The 15,569-nt window shown below is 47.4% G+C and carries 13 protein-coding genes; 6 read left to right on the forward strand and 7 right to left on the reverse strand.

The genetic code is table 11. The features are described from left to right. Positions 1 to 60: 60 nt before the first annotated feature. From GWC95_RS00450 to GWC95_RS00465, 4 genes are all read right to left on the reverse strand, one after another. On the reverse strand, positions 61 to 852 hold the full coding sequence (locus GWC95_RS00450) for a hypothetical protein (RefSeq protein ID WP_161816701.1): 792 nt from the start codon (positions 850 to 852) through the stop codon (positions 61 to 63). Between the two features lie 25 nt (positions 853 to 877). Beyond that, positions 878 to 1,468 (reverse strand): c-type cytochrome, encoded by a 591-nt coding sequence (locus GWC95_RS00455; RefSeq protein WP_161816702.1) that lies wholly within the window; start codon positions 1,466 to 1,468, stop codon positions 878 to 880. Between the two features lie 245 nt (positions 1,469 to 1,713). Beyond that, complete coding sequence (locus GWC95_RS00460) at positions 1,714 to 2,346, reverse strand: response regulator (protein ID WP_161816703.1); 633 nt, start codon at positions 2,344 to 2,346, stop codon at positions 1,714 to 1,716. 99 nt (positions 2,347 to 2,445) lie between these two features. Then, positions 2,446 to 5,493, reverse strand: coding sequence for a sensor histidine kinase (locus tag GWC95_RS00465; RefSeq protein WP_161816704.1), 3,048 nt, complete (start codon positions 5,491 to 5,493; stop codon positions 2,446 to 2,448). Between the two features lie 465 nt (positions 5,494 to 5,958). On the opposite strand from GWC95_RS00465, the gene GWC95_RS00470 reads away from it, so the two are divergent. The 3 genes from GWC95_RS00470 to GWC95_RS00480 all read left to right on the forward strand — a co-directional run bounded on the left by GWC95_RS00470 (position 5,959) and on the right by GWC95_RS00480 (position 8,161). Next, positions 5,959 to 6,150, forward strand: a complete 192-nt coding sequence (locus GWC95_RS00470) for a hypothetical protein (protein ID WP_161816705.1) — start codon at positions 5,959 to 5,961, stop codon at positions 6,148 to 6,150. A gap of 220 nt (positions 6,151 to 6,370) precedes the next feature. Continuing rightward, a complete protein-coding gene (locus GWC95_RS00475) occupies positions 6,371 to 7,192 on the forward strand; it encodes a nuclear transport factor 2 family protein (RefSeq protein WP_161816706.1) in 822 nt (273 codons plus the stop codon). 195 nt (positions 7,193 to 7,387) lie between these two features. After that, positions 7,388 to 8,161, forward strand: a complete 774-nt coding sequence (locus tag GWC95_RS00480; protein ID WP_161816707.1) for a hypothetical protein — start codon at positions 7,388 to 7,390, stop codon at positions 8,159 to 8,161. Here the strand turns inward: GWC95_RS00480 and GWC95_RS00485 are convergent. Continuing rightward, positions 8,109 to 8,750: a hypothetical protein gene (locus GWC95_RS00485; protein ID WP_161816708.1), complete on the reverse strand. Its 642-nt coding sequence runs from the start codon at positions 8,748 to 8,750 to the stop codon at positions 8,109 to 8,111. The genes GWC95_RS00480 and GWC95_RS00485 overlap by 53 nt on opposite strands. A gap of 8 nt (positions 8,751 to 8,758) precedes the next feature. Further along, positions 8,759 to 11,113 carry an ATP-dependent helicase gene (locus GWC95_RS00490; protein ID WP_161816709.1) on the reverse strand — a complete coding sequence of 785 codons (2,355 nt, stop codon included), beginning with the start codon at positions 11,111 to 11,113 and terminating at the stop codon, positions 8,759 to 8,761. Positions 11,114 to 11,230: 117 nt separating this feature from the next. Here GWC95_RS00490 and GWC95_RS00495 point away from each other — a divergent pair, with 117 nt between their 5' ends. Then, positions 11,231 to 11,611, forward strand: coding sequence for an SRPBCC domain-containing protein (locus tag GWC95_RS00495; protein WP_161816710.1), 381 nt, complete (start codon positions 11,231 to 11,233; stop codon positions 11,609 to 11,611). 409 nt (positions 11,612 to 12,020) lie between these two features. Continuing rightward, positions 12,021 to 12,707 (forward strand): murein L,D-transpeptidase catalytic domain family protein, encoded by a 687-nt coding sequence (locus GWC95_RS00500; RefSeq protein ID WP_237722014.1) that lies wholly within the window; start codon positions 12,021 to 12,023, stop codon positions 12,705 to 12,707. A gap of 132 nt (positions 12,708 to 12,839) precedes the next feature. Here GWC95_RS00500 and GWC95_RS00505 read toward each other — a convergent pair whose 3' ends face one another. Continuing rightward, the gene (locus GWC95_RS00505) at positions 12,840 to 14,459 is read right to left on the reverse strand and encodes a L,D-transpeptidase family protein (protein ID WP_202630180.1); all 1,620 of its coding nucleotides are present in this window, start codon (positions 14,457 to 14,459) and stop codon (positions 12,840 to 12,842) included. Between the two features lie 180 nt (positions 14,460 to 14,639). On the opposite strand from GWC95_RS00505, the gene GWC95_RS00510 reads away from it, so the two are divergent. Next, positions 14,640 to 15,497: a helix-turn-helix domain-containing protein gene (locus GWC95_RS00510; RefSeq protein WP_161816712.1), complete on the forward strand. Its 858-nt coding sequence runs from the start codon at positions 14,640 to 14,642 to the stop codon at positions 15,495 to 15,497. Positions 15,498 to 15,569: the final 72 nt, after the last annotated feature.

Genomic DNA, 15,569 nt, shown 5'->3' on the forward strand with positions numbered 1-15,569 from the left:
CATAAAAAATCCCGGCGCCAAACAGCGCCGGGAGCTGGTTTTTCATGGTGATTCCGGATCTTAATAGGAGAAACCTGCGTTTTCGGTATACTCGGCCTGCCCGGTTGGTTTGGTAACCGTTTTGCGGGTCAGCGGGTTGCCGTAATTATCGTAGGTATAAGAAATGGTAATGGATTCAGATACGCCCCCATTTGCATCGTACATGGTTTGTTTGAGCGGGTTGTTCTGCGTAAAATTGGCAAGCGGGAGAAACGGATTGTTCTCGAACAACGCATACGTATTGAATTTTTCATCGTACTCGGTGCAGACGATTTCGCTTACTTTTTTCATGTTGCCGCCTTGTGCCGGTGAATAGAAGGTGATCTTCTTGAGATTGCCATTGGCATAATATTCATTCTCATAACGCATGGTGGGCGTTGTTGGAATGTTTGTGCCCGGCGTGCGGATGAAAGCCTCCACTTTTGTTACTTTATCGTCGGCATAAGTGTACTGGTAGTAACCCAGCAGGTTTCCGCCCTGCATAAAGATTTCTGTCTTGATCACTTTTTTTCCATCGTAAGTGTATTTGAATTTGCTGCCGTCTGTTCCGTTGAGTTCAGAAATGAGTGCATTCGCATACACCACGTTGTATTCGGTGTGGTCTGCGCCGCCAACATAGGCTTCGTGGTTGACGATCTTTTTGAGTGTGCCGTCGGTATTGTATTCTACCGCTTCGTAACTGCCGCCTTCGTATTCGATCCTTGTCAACTTCTTCGCGTCCGGGTTAACGGATACGCCTTCTTTTACGCATGCGGTGAAAAGAAAAGCAGTTGTTACCAGGAGGGAAAAAAGCCGGGTTCTTCTAATAGCCATTTGTTTCATCTGTTGTGGATTCTGTTTATTTAAGCGCCGTAGGCGGAACCGGTTGCGGCACCACATTGTTCACGGGCCTGGTTGTTTTTAAATAGGCAAAGATGGATCTGAGGTCCTCGTCTGAAAGGTTCCTGAAATTGGCCCACGGCATTGGCGGAAGGAGATCCCTGTTGCCTGCCAGGCCTTTCGATTTCCCTTCGCGCATTGCGCGGAAGAAATTCTCTTCTTTCCAGTTGCCGATACCGGTTTGGTCGGATGTAATGTTTGATGCATAAGAAATGCCCCACGGACCAACAGCCGCTGTGAGGTCGGGCGCAAACAGCATCCATCCGTTCTGGAGGGTTTTACCGTCAACCGGTGGCAGTTTTCCATCTTTCTGAAAACCCGAGAAGCGCAGTTCGGGAACAAGTTCCGGTCCGTGTGCGCCCATTCTTTTTGGCGAGTGGCAATCGTCGCAGCCAATTGTGGTAACCAGGTATTGCCCGCGTGCTACCCGTGCGGCAGTATCTTTTGTGGCGCCGGCGGTATTGTTCTCATTGCCGGCTGTGTTGTTGCAGGCAATGACAGTGGCTGCAGCAACAACAATGGAAGCCAGCAGCATAAGTTTGTTTTTCATAAGTTATCAGCATTGATTAATTCGGCGCAAACGTAGAAATGTAAAGGCGCGGAACCAATCACATGAAAATGTGGTTGGGATAAGAGGAAGATATTGGGTAGGAATGGTAGCGGATAAACAAAAACAGGACCCTGGCTACAAAGCAAGCCTCACGTGTTTGATTTTTGTATACGGTAAATTTTTATGACCTGCGTCAAACACCCATCCACATAGGGTTACATTCAAATCATGCAACCCGGAGCGGGTTACACGAGCTTGTCCTTAAACGCTTTTGCCACGGCTTCGCTCTTGCTGTTCACGTGGAGTTTTTCATAGATTTTTTTGATGTGGCTGCGCACCGTATCTATGGCGATGAACATTTCTCCGGCGATCATTTTGTAGCTGTATCCTTCCACAAGAAATTGAAGCACCTGTTTTTCGCGATCGGATAAATTGTAGTCTTCGCCTTTTTCGTTGTTCATCGAAGAAAACATTTTCAAAACCTGTGTGGCAATGCTTGCCGTCATGGGCGCGCCGCCGCTTTGCGCTTCAGCGATGTATTCGAGTAGTCGTGAAGGGGGTGTTTTTTTCAGGATGTATCCGTTCGCCCCATTGCTGATGGCCTGGAAAACATTTTTATTGTCGTCGAAAACGGTGAGCATTAATATTTTCACCTCGTCGTTTACCTGGCGTATCTTTTTCAACCCCTCAATGCCATTGATGCCCGGCATATCTATGTCCATCAATATCACATCCGGTTTCCATGCATTCAGCTCTTCTATCACGTTGTTGCAATTCTTAAAAGCGGCCAGCACCTCAAACCCATCGGAACCATTGATCAGCATTGTTAGTCCTTCACGTAACTGCGGGTTATCCTCGTAAATCAGCAATTTTATCATCGGGGGCTTTTTATCGTATCAAATGTAAGGTCGTTTGCAGAAGGAGCCAATAACATAAATATGTGTAAGGGTGGAACGTGGTTGTGACAACCTTACCGGCTACCCCACCGGCACATTCAAGGTTACATGCGTTCCGCCGCCGGGGGTGGACTGGATCTGCAGGCGTGCGTTCATGGCGTCGGCGCGTTTCTGCATGTTGCCGAGGCCGTTGCCGTTGTCGGATTCGTGGGGATCGAAGCCCTCGCCATCATCCGAAACCACGAGCACGAGGCGTTTGGCGTGCAGCCCGAGCTGTATCGTTACCATGCTTGCCCTGGAATATTTAGCCGCATTGTTGATGGCTTCTTTGAACACGAGGAAGAAATCGCGGCGGGCCTCCATGTTCAGTTTTACATCGTACACCGCCTCATCGATCCTGAAATCCATTTCAATCTCTTTTGCCTCCAGCACACTGGTTGCGAACTCGCGCATGCGCGCAGCGATCTTCTGCATGCTGTCGTTGGCGGGTTTGATGCTCCATACGATATCGTCCATCGCATCCATCATGCGCTGGCTGTTGTCGCTGATCTTACCCAGGTATTCGGTGGTGCGTACGGGGTCTACATTGATCTTGCTTTTGGCCATGGAGCTGAGGATATTGATGGTGCTCAGCGTACTTCCCATATCATCATGCAGATCGCGCGCAACGCGTGTTCTTAATTTTTCAACCGCGAGCAGTTTGTTGATGCGGAGACGATCGATCGCGTACACGCACAAACCGATCAGCACGATGCAGAGGATCATGAACGTATACGTTCGCCAGAAAGGCGGTTTGATTTGTATGGTCAGCTCCGTAATGTTCTTCGACCGAAGGCCGTCGATGTCTTCGCAGAACACGCTGAATGTGTACGTACCCGGCGGTAACAGGGAGTAATTGATAAAATTCTGCCGGTCGCCCTTGATCCAGTCTTTGTCAATGCCCGTCATCTTGTAATAATACGTGAGCTTCTCTCGCTGCAGGTAACTGAGCGCCGAGAAATAAATGCTGAACGAGTTCTGCCCACTGGTAAACTGCACTTTCGGAAGCGCCAGTAATGAGTCAACAGAAACGTAATTGTTAAACAATTTGAAATCGGTGATCATTACATCGGGCGGCTGTTTGGTTTCAAACACACCGGGTTTGAAGAACATCAGCGCGTTTCCGCCCGCGAACATTACAAACCCGTCGCTGCTGAACCAGTCTGCCTCGTTGGTAAGATGCGCCAGGGTGATGCCGTCTTTTCTTCCGTAGGAGGTTACGCGTTTGGTAACCGGGTTGTAACGGCACAACCCATTGAGCGTAATCATCCACAGGTAACCCGAACCATCTACACGGATGCGCTGGATGGTGTTGCTCGGCAAACCCTCATCGAAGGTGAGCCAATGTACCTTTCCTGTTTTTTTGTTGATGAAGTTCATTGCGCCGGCGCCGAAAACAATGGTACTGTCGTCGAGCTGCTCTATGTCCTTTCCCGTATTGATGAAGAGTTTGTTGGTTTTGCTGCCGGATGTGTAATGGTGAAGGATCTTTGTTCCATCCGCGCTCAGGCAAACCAGTCCATTGTTCTCACACGCGATCCACAAAAGCCCTTCGTTATCCACCAGTATTTTTGTGATGTTGGAGCCGAGTTGCTGAACCACGCTCATTTTTTTCCCGTCGTATTTCAGCAGGCCCCCGCCAAAAGTGCCGAGCCATATGTTTCCTTTCTTATCCCCGGTGATGTAACGGAAGGTCCAGCCGCCGCTTTCGGGTGCGTACAGGTATTTTGTTTTCCGGGTGGCCGTATCATAGATCATGTAGTTACCGGCCTGGCAACCGATCCATACTTTTCCATCGCTGTGCTGGTAGAGCGCCCATGCCTGCCGGTATTCGATCCATTTTTGTTTGCTCATCGCAGGCATGTTGTCGTACACATGGTTGGGCCTGCGCACCATGTTCCTGTCTAAAGTATAAATACCCCTTCCCCAACTGCTCACCCAATAGCCGCCTGCGTTTTTCAGCTCCAGTATGTCGGTGAACTCGAGGCCGCCTCTTTCGGTATCGAACAACATATCTACTACACCGTAAGTGCCGCTTCCGGGCGAGGTAAAGTAGAGGCCGTTATCGGTACAAACCCAGATGCTGCCATCGTGATCCTCCATCACCTGGTAAACAGAACGGAACTGGATACCGGTGGAGCTACCTGCCGCATGGTCGTACATGAAGAAACGTTTTTCATTCCGGTCGTAATTGAACAGTGCGTTTGCGCCGTACATCCACAGCAAACCTTTTTTGGTTTCGTAGAAATTGCGCATTTCAGAATAATCGGGGTTGGTATTTAAACCCAGTGTATCATTCAGCTCTTTTCCTGTAGAATCGAAACAACGTTTGTAATGAACGCCACCGGGCCAGTTGAAGATCCAATAGCGCCTGTTGCGGTCTATAAAAACATCTGTTGTTGCGGCCTGGATCTTTTTGATGTTCAGGTGAGGGATGTTCTCCGGGTTATAATTCTTTGTAAACAGCCGTCCCGATTTTTTATCGAACACCGCCAGTCCATTGCCCGCACAGGGAAACCAGTACTGGTGTTTAACGGTATCTTCAAAAAAACTCAGGGTGGGCGACCAGCCCTTTGGGAATTTGAAATAATTATCGTCTACAAACAGGTTCTTTTTCTTGTTGTAGTGAAGAACGCCGTAGGAGAACACGCTAAGAAAAACTTCGCCATAGCTGTCTTTCCACAATTTGAACTCGCTTTTGCTCACCATTATCTCGGGGTGTTCAACGGCAATGCGTGTGTATTTGAACGTGGTGGTATTGAAGATGCCGAACTCCTGCCTGTATGGGAAAGCGAGGAAGATGGATACACTGTCGACCGGAACGATCTGCGTAAGGTTAGATACCAGCAGCGACCGTTCGCTTTTTTCGGAACTCAGCTGTACAAATTTGCTGCCATCGAATCGCTGGAGCCCGTTAGCGGTGCCCACCCAGATAAAGCCTTTCGCATCCTGGTAGGTACAGTACACCACGTTGGAGGCGAGCCCTATGCCATCGTCGGTACCGATCCGGTTAAACGTAAAAGCCTGCTGCGCAAACAAAATGTTTGCCGCCAACAGCAGAAAGCCGGTAAGGGTAAGGGTTTTCTTCATTTGTGCGGCACAAATCTAAAAACAAAAAGGGGTATTACCGGGGGAATCACCCGTTTATGTGGGAGCCGCCCTTTACAAAGCAGCTGTTCGGTTGAATCAGGTGTCTGATGTATTGCAGCTTTTGGTGTGCGTAAAACAAAAGCCCCGCTAAGAATAACGGGGCGACTGTTAACTGCGTATTACGAAAAAGTTTTTTGCGGCGTTCCTGGAAAATTCGCACCGTCGGTGAAAAGGGATGGGCCGATGGCTTGCGGCAACGGTTCAAATTTGAAAACAAAACGGGCGCAAAGAACGATAACAAGGATAAACGGATGATTCGGATCGATGAAAGGTAAACGCCATCGCATACACATGTGATACCTTTGAAACGCAGTGTGGTAAAGGGTTTCACATGAACATGTGGTTGCAGGAAAGAGCGGGTTGATTCATTTTTGCAGTATCAAATCATACTGAAAAAAACGAATCATGAAAGGCAAATACATCACAACATCATTGATGCTCGCTGTTATGGCTGCAGCAAAGAATGAAAGCACTATTCTTGTAGAAGAAACCACAGCATCAACCAACGATCATACACTTATCTGGAGCAAAACCGTTTCCACCGCGAAAAAAGCGATGTTGGAAATGGCCAGGCCGGATGAGTTGAAAATGGCATAACACATTCAACACACAAGAAGACAACCAAAATGGAAAAGAGATTTTTGCAGGTAATGGACCAGTTCTTCACGCTCCTGCTGTTGATTTCGGGGGAAGAAGATCTTGAAGGCGTTTCTATTGAACACATTCTCTAGAACAGCGGCAGCCGATGCTGAAATTGATGTTCAACATCTATCCGCACACGGTAGTAAATAAACTGTTGCGCAGATAAAACAACCGTATGAAAAAGCACCTAGTATTATTGTCCGCAACAACGCTCCTGGCTGCTTCTGCGTATTCGCAGAAAACAATCAAAGGATTGATCGGTGCCGAAAGGGCATTTGCTTCCTTCACAGAATCCCACACCATCCGCGAGGGCTTCCTGCAGTTTTTGGACAGCACGGGGCTCATCTTCAGCAGGGGAAATGCGATCAATGCATTTGAAGCTTTTGGAAAACAGAAAGCCGGACCTGCCGTATTGAGCTGGGAACCTGCCTTTGCCATCATCAGCGCTTCGGGCGAGCTCGGCGTTACCACCGGGCCGTTTACCGTAAAAGCCTCTGTGGCCGATACGGTTTCGGGGCGTGGCAATTTTTCATCGGTCTGGAAAGTGAACGGGGCGGGCGACTGGAAAAACATGGTTGACCTCGGTGTTAATTACACGAAAAAAGCAGGGGCCGTGCAACAGGTGCAGGAGATCGTTCTTGCAAAACAGGTGATCCCTCGTATTTCTTTTTCAGAGATCATGGAGATGGACAACAAATTCAACCAGGCGATCAAAGAGAAAAGCGGCAACATCCTACTCACCCAATTATCGGCCGATAGCTGGCTGAATGCAGAGGGCGAGACCCCTGTTATCGGAACAAACCTCATCACTAATTTTTTGCTTCATATTCCCGAAGCCATCGCGTTTACGCCCAATGCGGGTGGCATCTCTTCTTCAGGCGATCTCGCTTATGTGTATGGTACCGTTCAAAACGGAACCAAAAAAGAAAACTACCTGCGCGTTTGGGCAAACAGGAACAAGAAATGGCGGGTTGTTCTGCAAACGATCAAATGGTGAGCGGCCGATTACCGGTTGTGCGCTGCTGTTGCCTGTAACAAAGCCGCTGTTGAATGATTTATCTGACACTGTTTTTAGTTCCGCACCAGCTATTCACCATTTAGCACTGGCTATCACCTTTCATCACACATACATATTTGTGCGATTGCACGCACGGTTTCACGAAGAGATATTTGCCCCCTAATTGTGAAACGAATGAAAAAAATAGTACAAAACATTTTACTGGTAACAGCATTGTTCACCGCTGCAGCATCCTGCAAAAAAACGGTTGAGCCGGTGATCAATAATCCCGGAAACCCGTCGGTTGAAAAGCCTTTTCCTATACAGCTTAACAAAGAGGGGAACGCTGTCAATGTTAATTACAATACAGACGGAAGCATCCAGTCTCTCATTACAAGCGATGCCAATGGGAACATCCTCGTCAATTATATATTCAGCTATGAAAATGGAAAGCTGAAGGAAGTAAACTTTGGCGGTAAATGGAAGTATACATACACCGGCAACCAGCTTACGCGTATTGAAAGCTTTAACCAGCAAGGGCAGAACCGCTACACCTACGATTTTGTTTATAACGGTGACAAGGTATTACAGAAGACAGAATATTATTCTTCTACCATGACACCAAGGTTCAAAACAACCTATACGTACCGGGCCGATGGAAATATTGAAAAGTGCGGGATACAGCAATACATAAACAGTGCATGGGAAATGTCGGAAGAAGTTATTTTCAATGAATACGATCAGCATGTGAATGTGAGTGATGCTTTTGAAAGCTATCCATACTTGCCTCCAGCCATGTTCTCGGTAAACAATCCCATCAAGGAAACCTGGAGCGCTTCAGGGGTTCTTGAGCAAACGGTGGACCATGTTTATACGTACGATCAAAAAGGCAGGCCCAAAACAAAGAAATCAACTTTCAAATCACCCGGGTTTCCAGACACGTTCTCGGAAATAAAAATATTGTATTAACAGGCGGCACACAGGAGCGCGGCAGGTAAAGGGTTTTAAAGGCAAACCGTTCCGCTCTCGATGATATAAGCAATCCCAGGCAGCGAACCGCGTTTCTGTGTGCAGCCTGTTCCACTTTCTTCAGTTCTATGTATTCCAACCAGTCGTCTCCCATCTGCAACTGGAGAAATTGCCCGTTCCAACGGAATACCTGTTTCGTGCGGGAAACGGAACCATCCGCATTTTTGTTTTCGCAAAGGATCTCTTTTTTTTCAGCGTCGATCGTATACGTTGCCAACTCACTTACCTGGTCGCCCATAGCGGAAAAAACGGTTTCGTATCGGCCGTCTGCACGAAATGTGTGAACCATTGTTTTTGCCATTAGCTTCATCATACCCAGCATCATATTCACAACAGTGGTATCGTAGGAGCCGTCTTTGATGCCCAGCTTTACTTCTTCGGTCATAACGATGGAATCCTTATCAGCATACCAGTTGAACAGGGACGTTTTGAAAGCTACAGGTTTCCAGGTTCCTGTAAAACCGGTGGGGTGCTGGCCATAGGTAGCAAGGCCCAGCAGGAGCAATGTAAAAACGAAAACGATCCTCATACAAACGGTTATGAAATGATGCGAAGCTTTGCGTAGTTCAGCATGATCTTTTTTTCTCCATTCAATTTGAAAACGATGGTAGCCACAGGGTTGTGTGCGGAGCCCTCAACCTTTGCAACCGTTCCAAAGCCAAATTTCTGGTGTTCCACTTCCTGGCCCGCCTGTAAATTGCTGGTATCGCTTGCCACGAAGTCTGCGCCCGGCTTGTGTTCCACTACTTTGGAGGAAGGTGGTGTGATGGGTAAATATTCCGGTTTGCTGTTTGTTTTTTTTGCGGGTGGAGGGCCATATTTCTTTTCTGCATCTGCTGCCTGGCTTCCAAAACCAAATCCGCGTTGCATGCGTTCGAAGGCGCTGCCCATATCGGAGCTGAAATTGTTTCTCGCTCCGCCGCCGGCATAACTCTTGTCAATGTATTGCTCCGGCATTTCTTCAATAAAACGGCTGGGCTCATTCTGCACGAGCTGGCCAAAGCGGTAACGCGTATTGGCATACGTTAACCAAAGACGGTGTTTGGCGCGCGTAATGGCCACATAAAACAAACGCCGCTCCTCTTCCAGCTCTTCGCGTGTATTAATGCTCATGGCATTGGGGAAAAGCATTTCTTCAATACCGGCAACAAACACACAACCGAATTCAAGCCCTTTGGCTGCGTGAATGGTCATCAGTTTTACAACATCACTGTTTTCTTTATCGTCGTCTGCATCTGTAAGCAATGTGATCTGTTGCAGGTAGGCGCCCAACGACTTTTCACCCACTTCGCCATCTTCTTCGTTGAGCGGGCTCTCTGTCCACTCTTTAATGGAGTTGAGCAACTCCTGTATGTTCTCGTAGCGTGCAAGGCCCTCGGTTGTTTTGTCTGCAAACAATTCTTTGGTGATGTTTGTGTGTTTGCCAACCTGCACCGCTACATCGTATGCATTTTTGTCTGTAAGCAGGCTCTGGAAGTAACGGATCATTGTTACAAAATTGCTCAGCTGCTCAAGCGTGCCGCCTTTGAACCCAAACTCACCTGCGCGCGAAACCACTTCAAACAGGGGTATGTTTTGTTCATTGGCATAGATGGCGCATTTCTCCAGCGTTGTTTTACCGATGCCGCGGGCGGGGTAGTTGATGATGCGCAGCAAAGACACTTCATCGTTCGTATTAACGATCACCCGCATGTAAGCGAGAAAATCCTTGATCTCTTTTCTTTGGTAGAAGCTTACGCCGCCATAAATGCGGTAGGCTATACCCATCCTGCGCAGGCTTTCTTCAAACGCGCGGCTTTGGGCATTGGTGCGGTAGAGAATCGCAAAATCGCGGTTGTGGTAGTGGTTGCGCAGTTTCTGCTCCTGTATGGTGTCCGCGGTAAATTTTCCTTCGTCGTTATCGGTCATTGTCCGCACCAGGCTGATCTTCTCGCCGGCGCTGTTTTCTGTCCACAGGTTTTTAGGGATCTGGCCTTTGTTGTTGCTGATCACTTCATTGGCCACATTCAGTATGCTCTGGCTGCTGCGGTAGTTCTGCTCGAGCTTCACCACTTTTACATCGTCGTAGTCTTTCTGGAACTGCAGTATGTTTTCAATGGTTGCGCCGCGGAAGCTGTAGATGCTTTGCGCATCATCACCCACCACGCAGATGTTTTCGTGCGCCGCTGCCAGTAATTTGGTGATCTGGTACTGTACAGCATTTGTATCCTGGTACTCATCAATCAGGATGTATTTGAATTTGTGCTGGTACTTGTGCAATGCTTCCGGGAAATTCTTCAGCAGTTCGTACATCTTCAGCAGCAGGTCGTCAAAATCCATTGCGCCATTCTTGAAGCAGCGTGCGGCATAGGCGGCATAGATCTGTGCAATGGCCGGCCGGTTGGCGCGCATGTCTTCCTGCTGGATGTAATAATCGGTTGCATACTCCGCAGGACCCACCAATGCATTTTTTGCAGATGAGATGCGGTTGCCTACCACACTGGGTTTGTAGTGCTTGTCGTCCAGGTTCATTTCATTGATAACGGTCTTGAGCACAGAGCGGCTATCGTCCGTATCGTAAATGGTAAAATTATTCGGGTACCCGATCCGGTGCGCCTCGCCTCGGAGAATGCGGGCGAACACGCTGTGGAAAGTGCCGATGTAGAGGTTACGCGCCTCGGAGTTGCCCAGTATTTTCTCGATCCGCTCTTTCATTTCGGCGGCGGCCTTGTTGGTAAAGGTGAGCGCGAGGATATTGAACGCATCAACCCCCTGGTTCATCAGGTGAGCGATGCGCGTGGTGAGAACCTTTGTTTTTCCGCTGCCGGCGCCCGCTACGATCATGAGCGGCCCGTTTATATGTAGAACGGCTTCTTTCTGCTGTTCATTCAATCCCTTCAGATAATCATGCATGAGCGCAAGTTAAGACGTTTGAAGAAACAAGGAACAAGAAACAGCAGGGCAAAAGGGCAATTTAATATCCACACTTTACTGAACCCTTGTATCTTGTGGCCTGTTAATTATGCGGGTATGAAAGACTTCAAAAAATATTACATCATTACCGAAGAGCCGGAAATTGTATACCAGGCGCTTACCAATGCCCATACCATCCAGCTGTGGACGGGCGAGCCCGCGGTAATGAGTACAGAGCCGGGTTCTGAATTTTCTTTGTGGGATGACAGCATCACCGGGAAGAACCTTGAATTTACAGAGAACAAAAAAATCGTTCAGCAGTGGTATTTTGATGGACAGGAAGAGCCGTCGATCGTTACCATACTATTACATCCGCACAAACAAGGCACTTCGGTAGAACTTCGCCATTCCAATATTCCCGATGAGGCGTATGAGGATATTACGACAGGATGGTCCGATACCTATTTCAGATCACTGGGCATGTTTTACGAAGAATAGGAACGCAGTAGTCTCGAAAAGCCATCCATACAAACACCAATCTATTTTCGATAACCTCCGGGATTATTTTTGATGCCAGGATAGCCGGATCAGGCGCCTGAATTTATCTTAACGTTTTCTTTTTTCTACGCAACCTGGAAATATTTCATTTTTACATTTCGTTAGGTTTTGTGTTAAAAATTTTAACGAATCGTTTATGCGATTATGTTAAACCATTAGGAATGAGTGTCTTGTTAACACCATGTCTGAGGTATTCTATCTACATTTGTTCTCCACTACTTCACTGCGCTTCCGACAACAATTATTAATTTTTAAATCAAAAAGTAAGCAGCGAATTATGAAGAGAAGAAAATCAGAAAACAAACATTGGAGTTCGAGACTTTTGATCATTGCTGGGTTATTGGTTTGTATGAGTCTGGCTTTCACAAACAAAAAATCGACATCAACCACTGCTGTTGCTGCGAACACGACCACCACCCTTAAATCGAAAGTGGAAGAGAAAATGCCGTTGTACGATAGCCTCGATCTCGGCGCTTTGGGTCTTTCGCGCCAGGCATTTGAGTATGCGCTTATGGGTTTCAACAACTTATTGGATGCGGGCAAGATCAAAAAAGACAACCTGCTTTCCATCCTTGATTTTTCATTGCCATCAGGCAAAAAAAGACTGTTTGTAATTGACCTTGCCACCGGCGAACTTGTTTTCAACACCTATGCCGCACACGGCAGGAACTCTGGAACAAGCGTGGCCACCAGGTTCTCCAACAAAATGAACAGCTACCAGAGCAGTCTCGGTTTCTACATCACCGGCGATACTTACAACGGCAAACACGGAACCTCATTGCGTTTGCAGGGAGAAGAAAAAGGCATAAACGACAACGCACTTGCACGCGGCATTGTAATGCATTCCGCGTCTTATGTTGACGAGTCGATCATCGCTTCACAAGGTTTTATCGGCCGCAGCCAGGGTTGCCCGGCGTTGCCTGGTAATGTGTACAAGGACGTGATCAACAAAATCAAAGACGGCAGCTGCCTTTTCCTTTACAGCCCCGATAAATTTTATACAACACATTCAAAATTCCTGAATGAAAAAGCGTAAGTAATAACACAGGAAACAAGAAGACGAGGTTCAAGATTCATTGTTTTTGCTCCTGTCCCTTTAAATAGAAATGCCCGCATAAAAGCGGGCATTTTTCGTTCGGGGGAGAACGGGTACTAAAACGAGTTTGTATCAATTTCGGGTAAACATTTTGGATGCAATGTTTTCATCATTGCCATAAATGTCTTCGCGGAAGTTCAATGCCTTGTTTTCATCAACCCAGGCGGTATAATAAGTAATGATCACCGGTACGGGTTGCTTCAGCTTCACTGTTTTTTCTACGCCGGCATGCATGGCTGCATCGATCTTTTCGGGCGTCCATTCAGGAGAATCCTGTAACAGGTAGTTGGCCATTTTAACAGGGTCTGCGAGGCGGATGCAACCATGGCTTGCTGCGCGGTTGTCTTTCTCAAACAAACTTTTTGCGGGTGTATCGTGAAAATAAATGTTGAAGCTGTTCGGAAACAAAAATTTCACGAGCCCAAGCGAATTCTTTGGGCCAGGCAATTGCCTGATCTCAGGTACATCGCCACCACTCACAATCTCCATATTGTTTTGGCTCAGGTAATTTTTATTTCTGCTTATGGCAGGCAGGATCTCGTTCTTTACAATGCTGGAAGGGATGTTCCAGTAAGGACTAAACACCACGAGCTCAAGGTCGTCAGAGAACATGGTAGTGGTGTGCCCTTCTTTACCAACCACCACCGGCATATGGATCACATGGTTGTCGCCTTCGGTAACGTGTAATGTAAATTCAGGGATGTTGACCATGATCAGTTTGCCTTCTTTTTTTACGGGCAGCCAGCGCATGCGTTCCATGTTAACCAACAACTGTTCAACCCGCTGCATCGCCGGCACATTGAGGCTCTTTACAAGCGGCGCCGTGATCTTGCCATCCGGCGTAATTCCTACGCTAGCCTGGTAGGCCTTGATGGCTGCTTCCAGTTCAGGGGTAAAAACAGCGGTGGTATCGGCAGTTGCGAGCTGCCCTGTGGCGCCCAGGCGTTTTTTGAATGACAACATTTCGGGGAAAGCTTTCCCCACCTGGTATTTTGTTTTGGAAGAGAAGGAAACGGTATCCCATCCACCTTTCTTTTGAATGTCTACAAACTTGGCCAGCTGCGCCTTCAGGTTGTTGTAAGAAGGATTGGAAGAAGCGTAGTTGTCGTTCTCTTTGTTCTTTTTAGACAGCACAGAATCGGCCAGCGCGAGCGCCGATACTTTCTTAATGGGAACAAAGGTCTCAAACGCGCGGTCGTTTACGTCGGTCTCTTTGAAACTCTCCAGTATGTAGCGCATGAAGCGCTTGCTCAGCTCCAGTTCTATTTTTACGATGGTGGGATCGGTTGCTTCTATCGTTTTTTCGTGCAGCAACAGGTCATCCATCTGCCTGTCGATCTTTTTATCAGAACTGTCGGTTGAATATTTGTAAAGGCTCCTGAAACCAAGCGCCTGCTCTGTCAACCCCTTAGAATCGAACCACGCAAACTCAAAATTGCGGATGTTGTAAAAGTCGCGGAGGTTTTCAACAATACTATCGCCGGGTGCAGCGCCTGCAATAAATTTTTCAAAAGCCGAACTGTCGAGAAAAAGATCGTTGTATGCGTTCTCTTTGGTAACGGAGTAGTCTCTCGGCAATGGCCCCGCTTCCTGGGAAGCCCTGTTCCATAACCTGCGGCCGCCGGTTTTGCTCTTGCAGGCCGCACCCACCAACGCAATAAGAATAAATAAGTAAGCGAATTTTTTTATCATGAGAGAGAAAATACAAAATGCATGCCTTGGGGAGGAGGGCAAGCCGGCTGAGTCTTTATTGAATCATCCGGCGTTGGAATTTCCCGCTTCAAACCCCTGGTTCCCTGCTCAAACAATCCTCCCGCCGTTTATCATGTTTCCCTGTAGGAACGTTGATTTCGTTAGTACATTTAAAACACTGTGCAACACGTAGAATTCATCCATACCGACCATTTTGAGCAGAAGTACCACCGCGTGAAAGCGGCGCCGGAACTGGCATTGTTCATCGATTTTTTTTGGGAGACGGATTTTGACGATCTCTGGAAACAATATCCCGAAGGTTTTTCCGATGTGCTTTTCCCGAATACGGGCTACAGTTATCTCATCAACCTGGGAACGCCATTCGTGATGCAGGTGGGCGATAAAAAATTCCCGATGAAAACCGATGGTTTTTTACCGCGGCACAAGGCCATTGAGTGTTATCACAAAACAGGCAATAAAATTTTCGGCATCAAGTTCAAGACCTCACCGGTGATCTTTGAAAAGAAGATCAATTTTGCCGAGTACCGCGAATCGATCTTCCCGCTCAGTTACCTTGCAGATGCGGCCATCATCAAAAAAACAAAAGAAGCCGGATCGTTCAAAGAACGTGTGGCCATCGTGTCTGATTATTATTCAAAACTGGTACGGCAATATTCCGGCTCCCTGCTGCCTGTAAAAATTGTGACGGAAATACTGGCGGAATGCGACCAGAACAACGATTTCAGCAAATCTGTTGAAGCGCTTGCCGCGCGGTATAATATTTCAACAAGAACGCTTCAACGTTATTTTGAAACTCACACGGGCATCAGCACAAAAAAAGTGATACAGATACTGCGGGTACGCAAAGCGGTTGAACAACTGCTTGCGGCGCCGGCGCAATTTTCTATAACGGCATTCAATTATTACGATCACAGCCATTTTTACAAACACCTCAAAAGTTTTTTACAGAAGAGCACCCTGCAAAAATTACAGCCACACCTTAAACTCCTCGAAACCCTGCACAAGACCGAACATTGAATAAAGGTTTAGCTTACCGAAAATAAAAAAGAGCGATGGTTTACCATCGCTCTTTTTGTATACAGGCTTTGG

This window comes from Sediminibacterium roseum (assembly GCF_009939005.1).
Classification (GTDB): Bacteria; Bacteroidota; Bacteroidia; order Chitinophagales; family Chitinophagaceae; genus Sediminibacterium; species Sediminibacterium roseum.

What these genes read in the sequence shown, in the direction of transcription:
- GWC95_RS00480 (WP_161816707.1), top strand. Translation starts at nt 7,388, where the DNA reads ATGAAAAAAATAGTACAAAACATTTTACTGGTAACAGCATTGTTCACC.
- GWC95_RS00465 (WP_161816704.1), bottom strand. Translation starts at nt 5,493, where the DNA reads ATGAAGAAAACCCTTACCCTTACCGGCTTTCTGCTGTTGGCGGCAAAC.
- GWC95_RS00470 (WP_161816705.1), top strand. Translation starts at nt 5,959, where the DNA reads ATGAAAGGCAAATACATCACAACATCATTGATGCTCGCTGTTATGGCT.
- GWC95_RS00485 (WP_161816708.1), bottom strand. Translation starts at nt 8,750, where the DNA reads ATGAGGATCGTTTTCGTTTTTACATTGCTCCTGCTGGGCCTTGCTACC.
- GWC95_RS00505 (WP_202630180.1), bottom strand. Translation starts at nt 14,459, where the DNA reads ATGATAAAAAAATTCGCTTACTTATTTATTCTTATTGCGTTGGTGGGT.
- GWC95_RS00475 (WP_161816706.1), top strand. Translation starts at nt 6,371, where the DNA reads ATGAAAAAGCACCTAGTATTATTGTCCGCAACAACGCTCCTGGCTGCT.
- GWC95_RS00495 (WP_161816710.1), top strand. Translation starts at nt 11,231, where the DNA reads ATGAAAGACTTCAAAAAATATTACATCATTACCGAAGAGCCGGAAATT.
- GWC95_RS00490 (WP_161816709.1), bottom strand. Translation starts at nt 11,113, where the DNA reads ATGCATGATTATCTGAAGGGATTGAATGAACAGCAGAAAGAAGCCGTT.
- GWC95_RS00460 (WP_161816703.1), bottom strand. Translation starts at nt 2,346, where the DNA reads ATGATAAAATTGCTGATTTACGAGGATAACCCGCAGTTACGTGAAGGA.
- GWC95_RS00500 (WP_237722014.1), top strand. Translation starts at nt 12,021, where the DNA reads ATGAGTCTGGCTTTCACAAACAAAAAATCGACATCAACCACTGCTGTT.
- GWC95_RS00455 (WP_161816702.1), bottom strand. Translation starts at nt 1,468, where the DNA reads ATGAAAAACAAACTTATGCTGCTGGCTTCCATTGTTGTTGCTGCAGCC.
- GWC95_RS00450 (WP_161816701.1), bottom strand. Translation starts at nt 852, where the DNA reads ATGGCTATTAGAAGAACCCGGCTTTTTTCCCTCCTGGTAACAACTGCT.